The sequence below is a fragment of the Oceanisphaera psychrotolerans genome (genome assembly GCF_001870485.1).
GTDB classification, from domain to species: Bacteria; Pseudomonadota; Gammaproteobacteria; order Enterobacterales; family Aeromonadaceae; genus Oceanimonas; species Oceanimonas psychrotolerans.
In genome coordinates, this window is record NZ_MDKE01000013.1 from 32,505 (window position 1) to 46,524 (window position 14,020).

16 protein-coding genes and 2 pseudogenes are annotated in these 14,020 nt (G+C 56.1%); 12 read left to right on the top strand and 6 right to left on the bottom strand.

Annotated elements, in window-relative coordinates:
* Window positions 1–54 precede the first annotated feature (54 nt).
* The 3 genes from BFR47_RS06440 to murQ are packed head-to-tail and all read left to right on the top strand — an operon-like array spanning window position 55 to window position 2,297.
* On the top strand, window positions 55–255 hold the full coding sequence (locus BFR47_RS06440) for a hypothetical protein (protein WP_071472308.1): 201 nt from the start codon (window positions 55–57) through the stop codon (window positions 253–255).
* Between the two features lie 2 nt (window positions 256–257).
* A complete protein-coding gene (locus BFR47_RS06445) occupies window positions 258–1,349 on the top strand; it encodes an anhydro-N-acetylmuramic acid kinase (protein ID WP_071472309.1) in 1,092 nt (363 codons plus the stop codon).
* A gap of 42 nt (window positions 1,350–1,391) precedes the next feature.
* Window positions 1,392–2,297: an N-acetylmuramic acid 6-phosphate etherase gene (gene murQ / locus BFR47_RS06450; RefSeq protein ID WP_217645484.1), complete on the top strand. Its 906-nt coding sequence runs from the start codon at window positions 1,392–1,394 to the stop codon at window positions 2,295–2,297.
* 4 nt (window positions 2,298–2,301) lie between these two features.
* Here the strand turns inward: murQ and BFR47_RS06455 are convergent, their stop codons facing one another.
* Window positions 2,302–2,625, bottom strand: a complete 324-nt coding sequence (locus tag BFR47_RS06455; protein ID WP_071472311.1) for a hypothetical protein — start codon at window positions 2,623–2,625, stop codon at window positions 2,302–2,304.
* Between the two features lie 221 nt (window positions 2,626–2,846).
* Here BFR47_RS06455 and BFR47_RS06460 point away from each other — a divergent pair, with 221 nt between their 5' ends.
* Window positions 2,847–3,440, top strand: a complete 594-nt coding sequence (locus tag BFR47_RS06460) for an aldo/keto reductase (protein WP_139215119.1) — start codon at window positions 2,847–2,849, stop codon at window positions 3,438–3,440.
* A 23-nt stretch (window positions 3,441–3,463) separates the two neighbouring features.
* Here the strand turns inward: BFR47_RS06460 and BFR47_RS17750 are convergent.
* Window positions 3,464–3,700, bottom strand: a pseudogene (locus BFR47_RS17750) (helix-turn-helix domain-containing protein); the annotation flags it as partial.
* A 228-nt stretch (window positions 3,701–3,928) separates the two neighbouring features.
* On the opposite strand from BFR47_RS17750, the gene BFR47_RS06465 reads away from it, so the two are divergent.
* The 3 genes from BFR47_RS06465 to BFR47_RS06475 all read left to right on the top strand — a co-directional run bounded on the left by BFR47_RS06465 (window position 3,929) and on the right by BFR47_RS06475 (window position 6,181).
* A complete protein-coding gene (locus tag BFR47_RS06465) occupies window positions 3,929–4,732 on the top strand; it encodes an SDR family oxidoreductase (protein ID WP_175514069.1) in 804 nt (267 codons plus the stop codon).
* Between the two features lie 140 nt (window positions 4,733–4,872).
* Entirely contained in the window at window positions 4,873–5,610 is a 738-nt protein-coding gene (locus BFR47_RS06470) for an SDR family oxidoreductase (RefSeq protein WP_071472312.1), read from the top strand.
* A gap of 127 nt (window positions 5,611–5,737) precedes the next feature.
* Window positions 5,738–6,181: a nuclear transport factor 2 family protein gene (locus BFR47_RS06475; protein WP_071472313.1), complete on the top strand. Its 444-nt coding sequence runs from the start codon at window positions 5,738–5,740 to the stop codon at window positions 6,179–6,181.
* 104 nt (window positions 6,182–6,285) lie between these two features.
* Here BFR47_RS06475 and BFR47_RS06480 read toward each other — a convergent pair whose 3' ends face one another.
* Window positions 6,286–6,888: a TetR/AcrR family transcriptional regulator gene (locus tag BFR47_RS06480; RefSeq protein ID WP_071472314.1), complete on the bottom strand. Its 603-nt coding sequence runs from the start codon at window positions 6,886–6,888 to the stop codon at window positions 6,286–6,288.
* Window positions 6,889–7,084: 196 nt separating this feature from the next.
* Between BFR47_RS06480 and BFR47_RS18140 the strand changes: the two genes are divergently transcribed.
* Together BFR47_RS18140 and BFR47_RS06485 are read left to right on the top strand one after the other, a co-directional pair.
* A complete protein-coding gene (locus tag BFR47_RS18140; protein ID WP_217645482.1) occupies window positions 7,085–7,285 on the top strand; it encodes a hypothetical protein in 201 nt (66 codons plus the stop codon).
* The gene (locus BFR47_RS06485; RefSeq protein WP_217645483.1) at window positions 7,282–7,992 is read left to right on the top strand and encodes an alpha/beta fold hydrolase; all 711 of its coding nucleotides are present in this window, start codon (window positions 7,282–7,284) and stop codon (window positions 7,990–7,992) included. Before BFR47_RS18140 ends, BFR47_RS06485 begins: the two co-directional genes overlap by 4 nt.
* Before the next feature lie 221 nt (window positions 7,993–8,213).
* On the opposite strand, the pseudogene BFR47_RS06490 reads toward BFR47_RS06485, so the two are convergent.
* Window positions 8,214–8,878: pseudogene (locus tag BFR47_RS06490) on the bottom strand (IS5 family transposase).
* 128 nt (window positions 8,879–9,006) lie between these two features.
* A complete protein-coding gene (locus tag BFR47_RS06495; protein ID WP_071472315.1) occupies window positions 9,007–10,179 on the bottom strand; it encodes a BaiN/RdsA family NAD(P)/FAD-dependent oxidoreductase in 1,173 nt (390 codons plus the stop codon).
* Between BFR47_RS06495 and BFR47_RS06500 the strand changes: the two genes are divergently transcribed.
* From BFR47_RS06500 to BFR47_RS06510, 3 genes are all read left to right on the top strand, one after another.
* Window positions 10,178–11,449 carry a methyltransferase gene (locus BFR47_RS06500; protein ID WP_245748827.1) on the top strand — a complete coding sequence of 424 codons (1,272 nt, stop codon included), beginning with the start codon at window positions 10,178–10,180 and terminating at the stop codon, window positions 11,447–11,449. The genes BFR47_RS06495 and BFR47_RS06500 overlap by 2 nt on opposite strands.
* A 55-nt stretch (window positions 11,450–11,504) precedes the next feature.
* Window positions 11,505–12,302 carry an ion transporter gene (locus BFR47_RS06505; RefSeq protein WP_083399035.1) on the top strand — a complete coding sequence of 266 codons (798 nt, stop codon included), beginning with the start codon at window positions 11,505–11,507 and terminating at the stop codon, window positions 12,300–12,302.
* A gap of 134 nt (window positions 12,303–12,436) precedes the next feature.
* Window positions 12,437–12,877: a universal stress protein gene (locus BFR47_RS06510; RefSeq protein ID WP_071472317.1), complete on the top strand. Its 441-nt coding sequence runs from the start codon at window positions 12,437–12,439 to the stop codon at window positions 12,875–12,877.
* A gap of 3 nt (window positions 12,878–12,880) precedes the next feature.
* Here the strand turns inward: BFR47_RS06510 and BFR47_RS06515 are convergent, their stop codons facing one another.
* The gene (locus BFR47_RS06515; RefSeq protein ID WP_071472318.1) at window positions 12,881–13,804 is read right to left on the bottom strand and encodes a LysR family transcriptional regulator; all 924 of its coding nucleotides are present in this window, start codon (window positions 13,802–13,804) and stop codon (window positions 12,881–12,883) included.
* Window positions 13,805–14,020 lie beyond the last annotated feature (216 nt).

Below are 14,020 nucleotides of genomic sequence, written 5' to 3' on the forward strand. Positions count from 1 at the left end.
GCCAGAGGCGAGATCGGCCAACCGCATTCGTCATCTTTCATGGAGCAATGCCCAATGTACAACACCCCCCGTTACGCGTCGTTATGGCTCGGTATGGCGCTGATCCTGTCCGCCTGTAGCGGCACTCCCGAAGCACCACCACCTGCGCCCGAGCCGGCGCCGGTGGTCGCCCCCGACCCCGGGCCACAGCCCTTCGAAAATGAGGTGATCAGCGTACCGGTCAGCCCGGTAGAAACACTGCCAAGCGACTGGTGAGCATGGAAAAGTACATCGGCATCATGTCCGGCACCAGCCTGGACGGCATCGACGCCGTGCTGGTCGCCACCGACGGCGAACAGGTCCGGCTGCTGGCCCGAACCTCCAGCCCCTTCGAGCCGGATTTGCGCCAGCGACTGCTGACGCTGGCCGGTGGCGGCACCGTGACCGCCCGGCAATGGGGCGAGCTGGATACCGAACTGGGCAAAGCCTACGCCGCCGTGGCCAACAGGTTACTCGCCGAGTCGGGCCACAGTGCCGGGCAGATCAGGGCCATCGGCTGTCACGGCCAGACCGTCTGGCATCAGCCCGACGGGCCCTTGCCGTTTTCGCTGCAGCTGGGGGACGGTAATCGGCTGGCGGCCGACACCGGCATCATCGCCATCAACGACTTTCGCCGCAAAGACATGGCCCTGGGTGGCCAGGGCGCGCCGCTGGTGCCCGCCTTTCACCAGCGGGTGCTGGGTGGCGTGAACCATGTGCGCATCCTGGTCAACATCGGCGGCATCGCCAACATCACGGTGCTGGCACCGGGGCAGCCGGTGCTGGGGTACGATGTCGGCCCCGGCAACATGCTGCTGGATCTATGGTGTCGGCGAAAACTCGGCCAGCCCTATGACAAGGACGCCCACTTTGCCCGGCAGGGGCAGGTCAATGCTGCGCTGCTGGCCAGCCTGCTGGCCGAGCCCTGGCTGACCCTGCCCCCGCCCAAGAGTACCGGCCGGGAGCTGTTCAGCGAAGACTGGCTGGATGCCCGGCTGCCGGACGGCATGGCGCCGGCGGATGTGCAGGCGACCCTGGCCGAATTGACCGCCACCGCCATCGCCAACGAGGTCGCCAAATGGCCGGCCGGCGAGCTGCTGGTCTGCGGCGGCGGTGGCCACAATCCGCTGTTGATGCAACGACTGTCCGCCCTGTTGCCCGGCTGGCGAGTCGATACCAGCAACAGTGCCGGCGTGGATATGGATGCCATGGAAGCCATGGCCTTCGCCTGGCTGGCCCATCAGACCCTGCACGGCCTGACCGGCAACCTGCCCGACGTCACCGGCGCTCGCCGCCCCGCCATTCTGGGCGCCATTCACCTGCCCGGCTGACCCCTTTCCCCGATATGGAGAACGTTCATGGACACCAAAGACCTGCTTCAGGATCTGGCCAGACTCACCTCCGAGGGCCGCAATCCCGACACCCTGCACATCGACCGGCAATCGACCCTCGAGATCCTCACCACCATCAACCGGCAGGACCAGCAGGTGCCGGAGGCGGTCGCACGGGTGCTGCCGGCCATCACCACCGCCGTGGACACCATAGTGGCGGCCTTTCGCCGGGGCGGCCGGCTGATTTACATGGGAGCCGGTACCAGCGGCCGGCTGGGTGTGCTCGATGCCTCCGAGTGCCCGCCCACCTTCAGCGTGCCCGAGGGCATGGTAGTCGGGCTGATCGCCGGTGGTCCCCAGGCCATGTTTCGCGCCCAGGAAGGCGCGGAAGACAACGAACAGCTGGGTGCCCAGGACCTGCAACAACTGGAACTGAGCGCGGATGACGTGGTGGTGGGTATCGCCGCCAGCGGTCGTACTCCCTATGTGCTGGGCGGACTGCATTATGCCCGCAGTCTGGGCGCCACCACGGTGGCACTGGCCTGCAACGGCGGCTCGGCCATCGGTCAGGCCGCTGACATCGCCATCGAACCCGAGGTGGGCCCCGAGGTGATCACCGGCTCGACCCGGCTGAAATCGGGTACCGCCCAGAAGCTGGTGCTCAATATGCTAACCACCGCCAGCATGATCCGGCTGGGCAAGGTCTATCAGAACCTGATGGTGGACCTGCACGCCAGCAACCTGAAGCTGCAGGCCCGGGCCCAGCGCATCGTGATGCAGGCCACCGGGGTGGACGAAAAGGATGCCGCCCGGGCGCTGAGCCAGGCGGACAACGACGTGAAGCTGGCGATTCTGATGCTGCTGTCGGGCCTCGGCAAGGCCGAAGCCCGCACCCGGCTGGCGCAGCATCAGGGGGTGTTGGGAAAGGCGGTGGAGGGTGAGGACTAAGGAATTACGATTCCTTGTCTTCATTCAGCCGGGAGCGCAGTTTTTCTTCCCGGCGCCGATACCAGCCGGCCTTGAACGCCGTCCACCAGTCCTGGGATAGCTCGCCGCCGTGGGCTTCCAGTATGGCGATGACCCGGTCCAGGGTCAGGACGGCGGCATCGTAGTCGATGTCCAGCCACTGCTTGCGCACCACCACCTTGGCCACACCGGGCTCGGCGGCAAACACCTCGGCCAGCAGCTCTATCTGCAACTGCTTGAGGTGATCGAGCTTCAGGTGCCGTCTGACCAGTACCACCTCGGCCGGCCCTTCGCTGAATGATGTGCTCATACGCCTTTCTCCAGATACCATCGGCCATGGTGACAACCTGACCTAGAGCCCAGGGTAAATGACAGCTCCCTGCGACACGACTTGATTTTCGTTCTTGCCTATCAAGACCGAGTCAAGCGCAAGCCGTGTTCAAAAGCAAGTGCCAGTGCATTGCAAAGGTATGCCCACTGGCTCACCATAATGTGGAAGCCACTTCCATAATTCATTATCGAGGGGTCACCATGGACGCCACCGTTACCCTCAAGGCCACCGCCACCCAGCCCGCCGTGACGCTGCCCGCCATCGGTCAGGGCTCCTGGTACCTGGGCGAAGGCCTGGCTCCCCGCCGCGACGAAATCCGCGCCCTGCAACAGGGGTTGGATCTGGGCCTTCGACTGGTCGACACCGCCGAGATGTATGCCGATGGCGGCGCCGAAGAGATAGTGGGCGAGGCGCTCAAGGGGCGCCGGGATGAAGCGTTTCTGGTATATCCCTGGAATGCGGGCAGACACAGCGCCATTGCCGCCTGCGAACAGAGCCTGCAGCGGCTGGACACCGATTATCTGGATCTGTATCTGCTGCACTGGCCCGGGAGCATACCGCTGGACAAAACCCTGGCCGCCTTCGAGCAGCTACAGGCCGACGGCAAGATAAAACGCTTCGGGGTGTCCAACTTCGATATCGACGAACTGCGGCAGTGGCACCGGCTGAGCGGTGACGACAGCGCCGTCAACCAGGTGCTCTACCACCTGGGCTCACGAGGCATAGAACAGGCGCTGCGCCCCTGGCAACGACAGCAGAAGATGCCGATGATGGCCTACTGCCCGCTGGCCTAGGGCGGCCGCCTGCGCCGGGAACTGTTTGGCCACCCCGAGCTGCAGACCCTCGCCACCGAACTCGGGGTAACCGTCCCCCAGTTGCTGCTGGCCTGGGCCATACGCCCGGTCGACGGCGTTGTACACTTAAACTTGCGTGCGGCTTTCGGAGTCAAATCTTGACGCTTCATACTGGCGGCAATGGTTTTAACATTATGGCTATCACCGTTTTCAGCCAGCGCTTTCTGGATGCGCCTCGCACCGTCTAGGCTTTTTTTACTATATCTAGCTCTTCAGCTTGCTCAGCCAGTTGCCTTTTGAGCTTTGCGACAACTACAAAAGCAAAGCATGTTACTTCTTTATCAATCACTAAAAAATGTTGAATTCGCCATTGACATTACGTATCGATCGATACAGAATGCGCACATCAAATCAGTATCGATCGATACAGAATCTCATCGGTCAACCCGATCTCTTATTCAGTTCAACAGAATATGCAGGAAAGAACGATGACTCAAGAAACAGCAATTCAGAAAGGTGACAACATGAAAACAGTAGTAATTACAGGCAGCAGCAGTGGCTTTGGTAAAATGTCAGCAAAGCAGTTTGCAGATAAAGGGCACAGAGTTTACGCAGCAATGCGCAATGTAGATGGAAAAAATTTAGACGCTAAAAATGAGCTTCAATCATATTCAGAAAACATCGTTGTGGTTGATATGGATGTGTCTAGTGAAGCCTCAGTCAATGCTGCAATTACACAAATCATGCAAAAAGAACAGGCGATTGATGTGCTTATCAACAACGCAGGCATTATGCACATGGGCGTAACCGAAGCATTTAGTGTTGAGCAGGCACAGCAACTGATGGACACCAACTTCTACGGCGTTATCCGCACTGTACAAGCGGTTGCACCACATATGCGTAAAGCGGGCAAAGGCCTCATCATCAATACAACGTCTGTTATTGGTCGCGTATCATGGCCATTTACGGGTACTTACAGCGCGAGTAAAGCGGCAGTAGAAGCGTACTCTCAGAGCCTGAAATTTGAATTAGCGTCAAGTGGTGTTGAGGTGATTTTGGTTGAGCCAGGCCCATCAGCTACTAATCTGGCAGACTCATTTAAACCGGAAGCTCACGCGCAAGTGGTTGCAGAAAACTCGCAGCTAAAAGAGATCATCGACAATATGATTGGCTCTTTCGATCAGGTATTGCAAGACCCTAAAACCGATCCGCAACACGTGGTTGATGCATACTTAAAACTGGTGGATATGGAGCACGGCACACGCCCAACGCGCACTGCCATTGGCTGGTGAACAACGTGGATAAAATCAACGATTTCTTCCAGCCACTTCAAGACCAAGTGATCACCGATTTCCAACTGGATTTCATGTTAGAAACAAAAGTGAACGGTTAACACCACTTGTCTCTCAACGTAAATTAAAGGTATCAGCGTATGTCATTCAACATTTCAAACAAAGTCGTCTTCATCACTGGTGCGAACCGAGGTATAGGTAAAAGCATCACCGAGCACTTTATTGATCAAGGGGCGAAGAAAGTGTACTTGGCGGTTCGAAACCCAAATTCAACCAAGGCACTAGAAGAAAAATATGGTGAAAAAGTTGAAACGATTCAAGTCGATATTACCGATGAAGCGTCTATTCTAGCAGCCGCTAAAAAAGCAACGGATGTTGATGTTGTTATCAATAACGCTGGGATTATTTCGACAGTGCAGCCTTTAGCGGACAATGCGCTTGATACATTGAAAGAAGAAATGGAAGTGAATGTCTACGGGCTGATGCGTGTTGCTAAAGCATTTGAAGCGACCTTGATTGCAAAGCAAGGTGCGCTGGTGCAATTAAATTCGGTCGCTTCTATCAAAAACTATTATGATATGACAACATACTGTACATCAAAAGCGGCATCTTATTCTGTGACGCAAGGTTTGCGTGATCATTTTAAGCCACATAATGTGAGTGTGCTGAGTGTTCACCCTGGCGTGGTTGCAACAGATATGGCGGATCTTGCTGGTTTTAGTGATATCGCATCGTCACCACAAGTCGTGCCAGTCGGAATTCTTTCTGCGTTGGATGAGGGGAAATTCCACGTATTCCCGGATGCCGTTGCAAAACAAATGGAAGCGGGATTTCAATCTTACGCAGACAACGTCATCATGAAAGACTTTGCGGGATAACGACAAAAAATCACGACTTGATGGAAAACAAGCAACCAGACATAGATACATTTTTGGATCTATGTCTGGCTTGATCATAAATCTGCATACATTAGATATAGTCTAGTTACAGAGTCACGAGAATAGTATGGCACTAACATTAGAGCAAAGAATTCAAAAGCTAGAAGACTTGGAAGAGATCCGAACGCTACAAGCGAACTATGGTCAATCTGTCGATAAAGGTTGGAACGGCAAAGAAATGGACACTGATAAAGTGCCAGAGTTGTTTTCAGAAGATGCCACTTGGGAAAACCCTAAGATGAACATCCATCTAAATGGGCATCAGCAAATCACCGAGTTCTTTACCGCAATGAATGCGAATAATTCGTTCTTTATGCACAGCTTCACCAACCCTCGTATTGAGGTTGACGGAGACAGTGCGAAAGCAAAATGGGTTCTCTTCTCGCCAATGAAACCTAATAGTCATCTTGTTTGTATGCTTGCAGATTATGATATGGAATATGTACGTACGGCGGAGGGCTGGCGAATCCAGTCGCTTCGATTAAATGTGGCTGAGTTTCTTGGTCAATAATGTTTTGGTACTTACTGTTTTTACTGAATGACCTCTGGTATTTCCGGAGGTCATTTTTTGTCGCCGCTTTTCGGTGGCGTTTTTATATAGCGCTTCAGGCTGTATTACTGACCGCTGCGAGTCGGTATCGAATTGAGTGCATAGTCCATGATTGATTCTGCAACCTGTCGTGACTCTCCCGCCCGAACCTGAGTAGAAAGGCCATAAAGAACCGACAATAGGTACTTTGCCTGCAGTTCTGCCGTCGCAGACTCGGTTATGACCCCCTCAGATTCAATCAAGGTAGTGATCATCTGTAGGGTTTTAAACCCAAATTGTTTGATGTATGCCGTTGCTTCTTCAGGAAAGGCTACGCTGTCAGATTCATTCACGCTTTTTACTAATAAGCATCCTAGCGGAGTATCAGCATCTGAAAACTCTTGAATCAGTTCATAAAAACACACTCGTAGCTTTTCTACGAAAGGGAGGTCAGAAGGCTCAGTGATATGCCGATAACACGGTTCAGTGTGTTTTGCGATGTAGTGCGCGATCACTTCTTTGAACAGCTGCTCTTTATTACCAAAAGCGGCATACAAGCTAGGCGTATTGATCCCAAGCTCTGAGGTTAGATGCGAGACAGATGTCGCTGCAAAGCCGTTGTTCCAAAATAGGCGCATTGCTTTATCGAGTGCGATATCTCTGTCAAACGATCTTTTTCTTCCGGCCATTACCGATGGTACTCCTACCTGAAATGTCATTATTGATGCATATTCTGTAGCAATCGATAAGAAATGTCAATTTCGTTATTGACTTTCCTTATCGATCGATACAAAATTCGCTTACTGAAATTGTAGCGATCACTATGAAATGTCGGTGATCGTGCAGACGTCTTCATGAATACCAACCAATTTATAGGAAAAAATAATGACGATTAAAGCACTAAGAACGCCAGAAGAACGTTTTTCAGTATTACCAGCGTTTCCTTATCAACCTAATTATGTTGATGATCTAAGCGGTTATGAATCGCTGCGTATGGCGTATATTGATGAGGGAGACAAGTCGGCTGAGTACACATTTCTTTGTTTGCACGGCGAGCTTCATGGAGTTACCTCTACCGTAAGATGATCCCTGTTTTCACTGGAGCAGGGCACCGTGTCATTGCACCAGATCTGTTTGGATTTGGCCGTTCAGACAAGCCTGTTGACGAATCTGTTTACAATTTTGAATTCCACAGAAACAGCCTAATTAAATTGATTGAGCATTTGGATCTCAAGAATGTGGTATTGGTGTGCCAGGATTGGGGTGGTTTTCTAGGGCTGACCCTGCCGATGGATATGCAAGACAGGTTCAAAAAACTCATCGTTATGAATACCGGTATTGCAACCGGAGAGCCGCTAACCGAAGCCGCAAAACAGTGGATTGGCTTTTGCACCACTGTGCCAGAAATCCCGGTCGGTGGTTTATTTGCCTGTGATGCTGGCGCAGCAGTAAACCCTATGGATGTGGTCGCCTATGATGCTCCGTTTCCTGATAACAGCTACAAAGCAGGTGTAAGGAAGTTTCCTAAAATGATCCCAACCGACACAAACGATGATGCCGTTAGATATGGCCTTCGCGCTATCGAGTACTGGTCGAACACCTGGGAGGGTGACAGCTTTATGGCAATCGGAATGAAAGATGTGGTATTGGGCGAGCCTGCGATGATGGCACTACGAAGTGTGATTAAAGGCTGCCCTGAGCCAATGAAAATAGCCGAAGCTGGCCACTTTGTTCAAGAATACGGCATTGAAGTGGCAGAGCAAGCTCTTGCTCATTTTGGGCTAAATAGATAGTTAATGATCTTGGCTCTTGCAAGAGCGTGTTGTTGATAGAGGCCCCCATCAGCGCATTTCATCAGGGACAGAGGTAGCAGCATCACCTCGGAACAGTCCGGATCTATGGCGGCAATCGAAGACCTGTATGTCAACATGGTATTGTTAGCTTGGCATACGGGGGCGACCATCTATGATCAAATCGGGGCCGGGACAGCCCGTCCCTACAGGGCTTGATGCCCTTAACTGACTGGCTGACGAATGGGCATACCAAGTCCTATGATTTTGTTCATGAACTTAACACCAGCCAGGATTTCAGCGCAGTGACAGCCTCATTCCTCGGATGCCCTTCGTCCCAATAGCCGGCATTCTTTCGGGGTGGGATGGTCGCGATACAACCTTTTCTGAGCAGTAACTGATGGCACTCTCTGGTATCGTAAGCGCCATCGACCGCAAGGTGTAACTTACGCCAGACCCGGCATTGACTCTTGCCATGTTTGCGTTGTTTCCATTCACCTTCACCGAAAACTTTTAGTCCGGTGGCATCGATGACCAGGTGAGTAACTGCGCCTTTACTCGGCAAGCGGTACTTCACGTCCACGGTCTTGGCTCGTTTGCAGATGCTGCTGTATCCCGGCGAGGTCAGCGGCACATCCATCAGCTGAAAAATGGAATTAATAAACCCTTCCAAGGCCCGCAACGGCAAGCCGAAGAAAGCTTTGAGCATCAGCGCCGTTTCAATGGCGCTATCGCTATAGTGGAAACCACGGCCCCGACGGCCATGGTGCTCATGACAATGCCACTGCTTGATAGCCTGTTCATCCACCCAGAAGGTGAGTGAGCCGCGATTGCTCAAGGCCCGGTTGTTCTGCCGCCAGTTACTGATGTTGTGTCGTGCCTTGCCCATCTGTCGGCTCCTGAGTCCGTTCGTCAGGAGGTCGGATCACGAGAGAAGCGGATAGTTCCCCGATTTAGGAAACAACGCCACTTTTCAGTCTAACTTTTAGTTACCTGTACTTTATTGTCACTGCACATTTAAACCACCTGCCCCGCGCACCAGCCGGCGCTCCAGGCCCACTGGAAGTTGTAGCCCCCCAACCAGCCGGTGACGTCCACCACCTCGCCGATGAAGTAGAGGTTGGGCACCTTGTTGGCCATCATGGTCTTGGACGACAGCTCATTGGTGTCCACGCCGCCCAGGGTCACCTCGGCGGTGCGGTAGCCCTCGGTGCCGCCGGGTTTCAGCGGCCAGGCGGACAACAACTGCTCGATGGCCGCCAGCTCTTTCGGCACATACTGCTTGAGCGGCTTGCTGGTGATTTTCTCTCGCTCCAGCAGGGTTTCCACCAGCCGTTTGGGCAGGTAGCGACCCAGCCAGGTTTTCAACTCCTGATTGGGGCTGTCGGCCACGCCCTGCGCCAGCCGACCGGCAGGCAACAGCTCGAAGTGAACCTGCTCACCCGCCTGCCAGTAGGATGAAATCTGCAGCACAGAGGGGCCGGACACCCCTCGGTGGGTAAACAGCAGGCTTTCGGCAAAGCGGGTGCCGTCTTCGCTTTCGGCCACCACCGGCAGGGAAACGCCGGCCAGCGGCTCCAGGGTGGCCTTGTCTTCCGGTTGCAGGGTAAATGGCACCAGACCGGCGCGAGTGGGCAGCACTCTGAGTCCGAACTGCTCTGCCAGTTTGTAACCGAAGGGCGAGGCACCAATCTTGGGCATCGACAGGCCGCCACTGGCCACCACCAGCGACTGGCAACTGACTTCGTCGCCCGCCGTGGCCACCATGAAGCCTTCGCCCAGTCGATCGACCTGAAGGATCTCGGCACGCAGCCGAATGGTCACGCCGGCGTCTTCGCACTCCTTGACCAGCATATCGACGATATCCTGCGCCGAGTCGTCGCAGAACAGCTGACCCAGGGTCTTTTCGTGATAGGCGATACCGTGCTTTTCCACCAGGGCGATAAAATCCCACTGGGTGTAGCGGGCCAGCGCCGACTTCACAAAGTGAGGGTTGCCGCACAGATAGGCCGCCGGTTCCACGAAGTAGTTGGTGAAGTTGCAGCGCCCCCCGCCCGACATCAGGATCTTGCGACCGATGCGCTTGCCGTGGTCCAGCAGCAACACCTTGCGGCCACGCTTGCCCGCCTCGGCGGCACACATCAGGCCGGCGGCTCCGGCACCGATCACAATCACATCCCAGGCTTTCATGGCACTCCACACTCTTGGTTACGGCAAAGGCGCTATTCTAGCGGTCGCGCCGCCGCCCGGCTATGCCGACACCGGCGACAGGGTTATAATCCGGGCCATGAGCGACCTTGCCACCCAATTTCAACAGCTAAGCACCCTGCTGCATCGCACCCGTGGCGACTGGCAGCGCATTCCCTTTGCCTGCCGTGAACTGCCCTGGCCCGAGCTGGCACCGGCGCTGGAGGCGCTGGATGAAGCCCAACTGGATGCCCTGGATGAAGACGAAGAGGCCGCGCTGGCCTTTTTGGCGCCGCTGCGACCCGATACCGTCGCCGCCCATCGTGTTCATCCGCCCGAGCTCCAGCGATCCGCCGACTACGCCACGCCGCGCTGGAGCAGCGGCATTCCCGGTCGAAAATGGGCACAGATCAAGGATTTTGCCGCCAATATACCGGCAGAGCACCCGATACTGGAATGGTGCGCCGGCAAGGGTCATCTCGGTCGTCTGCTGGCCCAGCAGGGGGCGCCCTCGGTTACCAGCCTGGAATGGGATGCCGAGCTGTGCCAGCAGGGCGAGCAGGTCGCCAGCCAGTTGCAGCTCGAGCATCACTTTGTCTGTGCCGATGCCCTGAGTACCGATGCCGCCAGCCTGTTCCGGCCCGAACAGCAGGCGCTGGCGCTGCATGCCTGCGGCGAGCTGCACCTGCGCTTTCTGCGTCATGCCGCCGCCGCCGGCACCCGTCAGCTGGCCCTCTCGCCCTGCTGCTATCATCTGATTGACGGCGAGCATTATCGTCCGCTGTCGGCGGCCGGTCGGCGGCAGGATCTGCAGCTCAGTCGCCACGATTTGCGGCTGCCGCTGCAACAGCAGGTCACCGGCGGCGAACGGGTACGCCGCCTGCGCCACATCGAGCTGAGCTGGCGGCTGGCCTTTGACGAGCTGCAACGGGAACTCAGAGGCTGTGACCAGTATCTGCCCCTGCCCAGTTTTGCCAAGCAACGGCTGAGCGGTGACTTCGCCGACTTCGCGCGCTGGGCCTGTGCGCAAAAGTCGCTGCCCGCGCCGGACAACCTCGACGGCGAGCACTGGCTGCAACGTGCCGACGCGCGCCGCCTGCTGGTGAAACGCATCGAGCTGGTCCGTCACCGTTACCGCTACCTGCTGGAATTGTGGCTGCTGCAGGATAGGGCCCTGTACCTTGAAGAACAGGGTTATGAGGTCACCCTGGGCACCTTTACCGCCCAGGCCCATACCCCGCGCCGCTACCTGCTGCTGGCCAGCCGGCGCTGACCGGACATCCGTGGCTGGTTTCACCACCACGCCTGAACAACGGACAGGAGAGCCCGTGAAAACACCCTTACGCATCATTCCCCCCAGCGCCATCGAACTGGTGATGATGGTCTTGTCCATCATCTCGGTGATTGCCGTGGTGCTGCACCAGTTCGGCCCCTTCAACGAGGCGGAAAAAGAGCTGCTGCTTTATGTCGATACCGTGATTTGCCTGATCCTGCTCAGTCACTTCTTCTACAGCCTGCTGCGGTCTCATGACAAGGGACGCTTCCTGCGGATCCACTGGATTGATTTTGTCGCCTCCATTCCCGCCGTGGACATCCTGCGCTACGGCCGGATTTTTCAGGTCGTACGGGTGTTGCGGATGCTGCGGGTCGCCAATCAGGTGATCAGGCATCTGGTACAGAACAGCGGCAACACCGTGCTGGCATCCATGCTGCTGATCCTGGTGGTGGTACTGAGTGGCAGCGCCATCGCCATACTGATGACCGAAGCCGGCAGCGAAGGCTCCAACATCAACACCGCCGAAGACGCCATCTGGTGGACGCTGGTCACCATCTCCACCGTCGGCTACGGCGACTACTATCCGGTCACCACCGCCGGGCGGATCATCTCCGCCGTGGTGATTTTCACCGGGGTGTCCCTGTTTGCCGGTATCTCGGGCGTGGTGGCCTCCTCGCTGCTGAATCCGAAAACCGAGAAACTGGAAACGTCGGAACGAGAGCTCCAGGCCAGTGAGGAAAAAAGCCAGCGGGAAGTGGCCCTGCAACTGACCAGTTTGCAGCAGGAGGTATCGTCACTGCGCGAAGAAATCCGTTCGCTCAAGGCATTGCTGCAAAACCGGGAGCAATAGTGTGCTCCCGGTGCAACGGTTCTGCTTGTCGCGGCACCGGTATCTGGCCTATGCTGCGGGGGGTGCGAAGTTTCCACCCAGCTCACAGTTTATCTGCTAATGGATTGATAGACTTATAAAAAAGGAGAGGTGCCATGACAGAACCCTATCAGTATAAACACATACTGGCGGCGGTCGACATGACCGAGAAAAACCGCAAGGTCATCGCCAAGGCGGTGGACCGAGCCAGAGCCAACAACGCCAAGCTGTCGGTGATCCACGTGGATGTGGATCTCAAGGACCTCTACACCGAAATGATCGATATCGACATCGACAATATCCAGGATCAGGTGGTGGCCGATGCCAAGCAGCGGCTGGAAGAGTATCTGAGCGAGATTAACTATCCGATCGAGAAAAAACTGGTTATCTGCGGCGATCTGGCACTGAAGGTGAACGAAGCGGTCGACCAGCATGAAGTCGATTTGCTGGTTTGTGGTCATGAGCAAAGCTTCTGGAGCCTGCTCACTTCCTCGGCCCGTCAGCTGATGAACACGGTGCCCTGCGATATGCTGGTGGTTCCCCTGCCCAAAAACTGATCTTCAGGGCGACTGGCGCAACCGGTCGCCCATCTCTGCCAGCAACTGACGAAGCCAGAGCAACGCCGGATCAAACTCGGTCAGCGGATGTTGCGCCAGCACATAGGTACTGTGCAAGGGCTCACTCAGTCGATGTTGCTGCAACGAATAATAGTGACAAAAATCCCGCGCAATCAATTCGGGCACCATCGCTAGGTAACGACCGGTAGCCAGCAGCCTGGGCAGGGCCTCGAAGCTCGGCACCCATACCGCAATATGCCGTTGCAGCCCCTTTTTCTTCAGCCAGCTTTCTATCAGGGTCTGATTGTGGCCCCAGGTCGAGGTAGACACATGGCTCCAGCCGACCAGCCGCTCGGCAGAGAGCCGCTCCGGCAACCCGCTATCCCGGGATGACAGACACACCATGGGATTATCGAACCAGGGCTCGACCCGCAAACGGGGCGACAGATGATCGCCATCGGCAAACGCCACCACCAGATCCAGTCCACCGCCGGACAGGCTGTCTTCGTAGTCTGAATGCACCAGTTCGGTCACGGCCAGCCGACACCCCGGGGCCCGGTGATGCAGCAGCTCGACCAGCTCCGGCACCGCTGCATGTTCGATGGAAGAAGGCACGGCCAGCCGAAAGGTGCGTTCCGATAACGCCGGGTCAAACACCGCCGACTGCCGCACCCCCTGCTCCAGCAGCATCAACGCCTGACGCACCGGCGTCGCCAGCGCCTGCGCCCGGTGGGTGGGCCGCATTTCCTTGCGGGTCATCACGAACAGGGGATCATCCAGCGACTGTCGCAACCGGGCCAGTGCATGGCTCACCGTAGACTGGGACAGGTTCAGCTGTTCGGCGGCCCGGGTCACGTTGCGGCTTTGCATCAACACATCGAACACCCGCAGCAGGTTCAGATCCAGTCGCTGATAAAGGTTATCCATCGATATTCACCATGGTTTTATGATGATAATTCATTTTTGACATACACGATCTGACCATAGAATAGCGCCCTCAAACAAGTTTATCGTCGGCGTGGTGATGGTATTTCATCCTGCCGCCGAGTCGAACAAGGTTCTGGGCACGGTGGCATCATGGGGGGTACTACCTGTCTATCGTCGCGGTCGGGTTATTCGAGGTAAGCCGGCCAGCGCGGTACA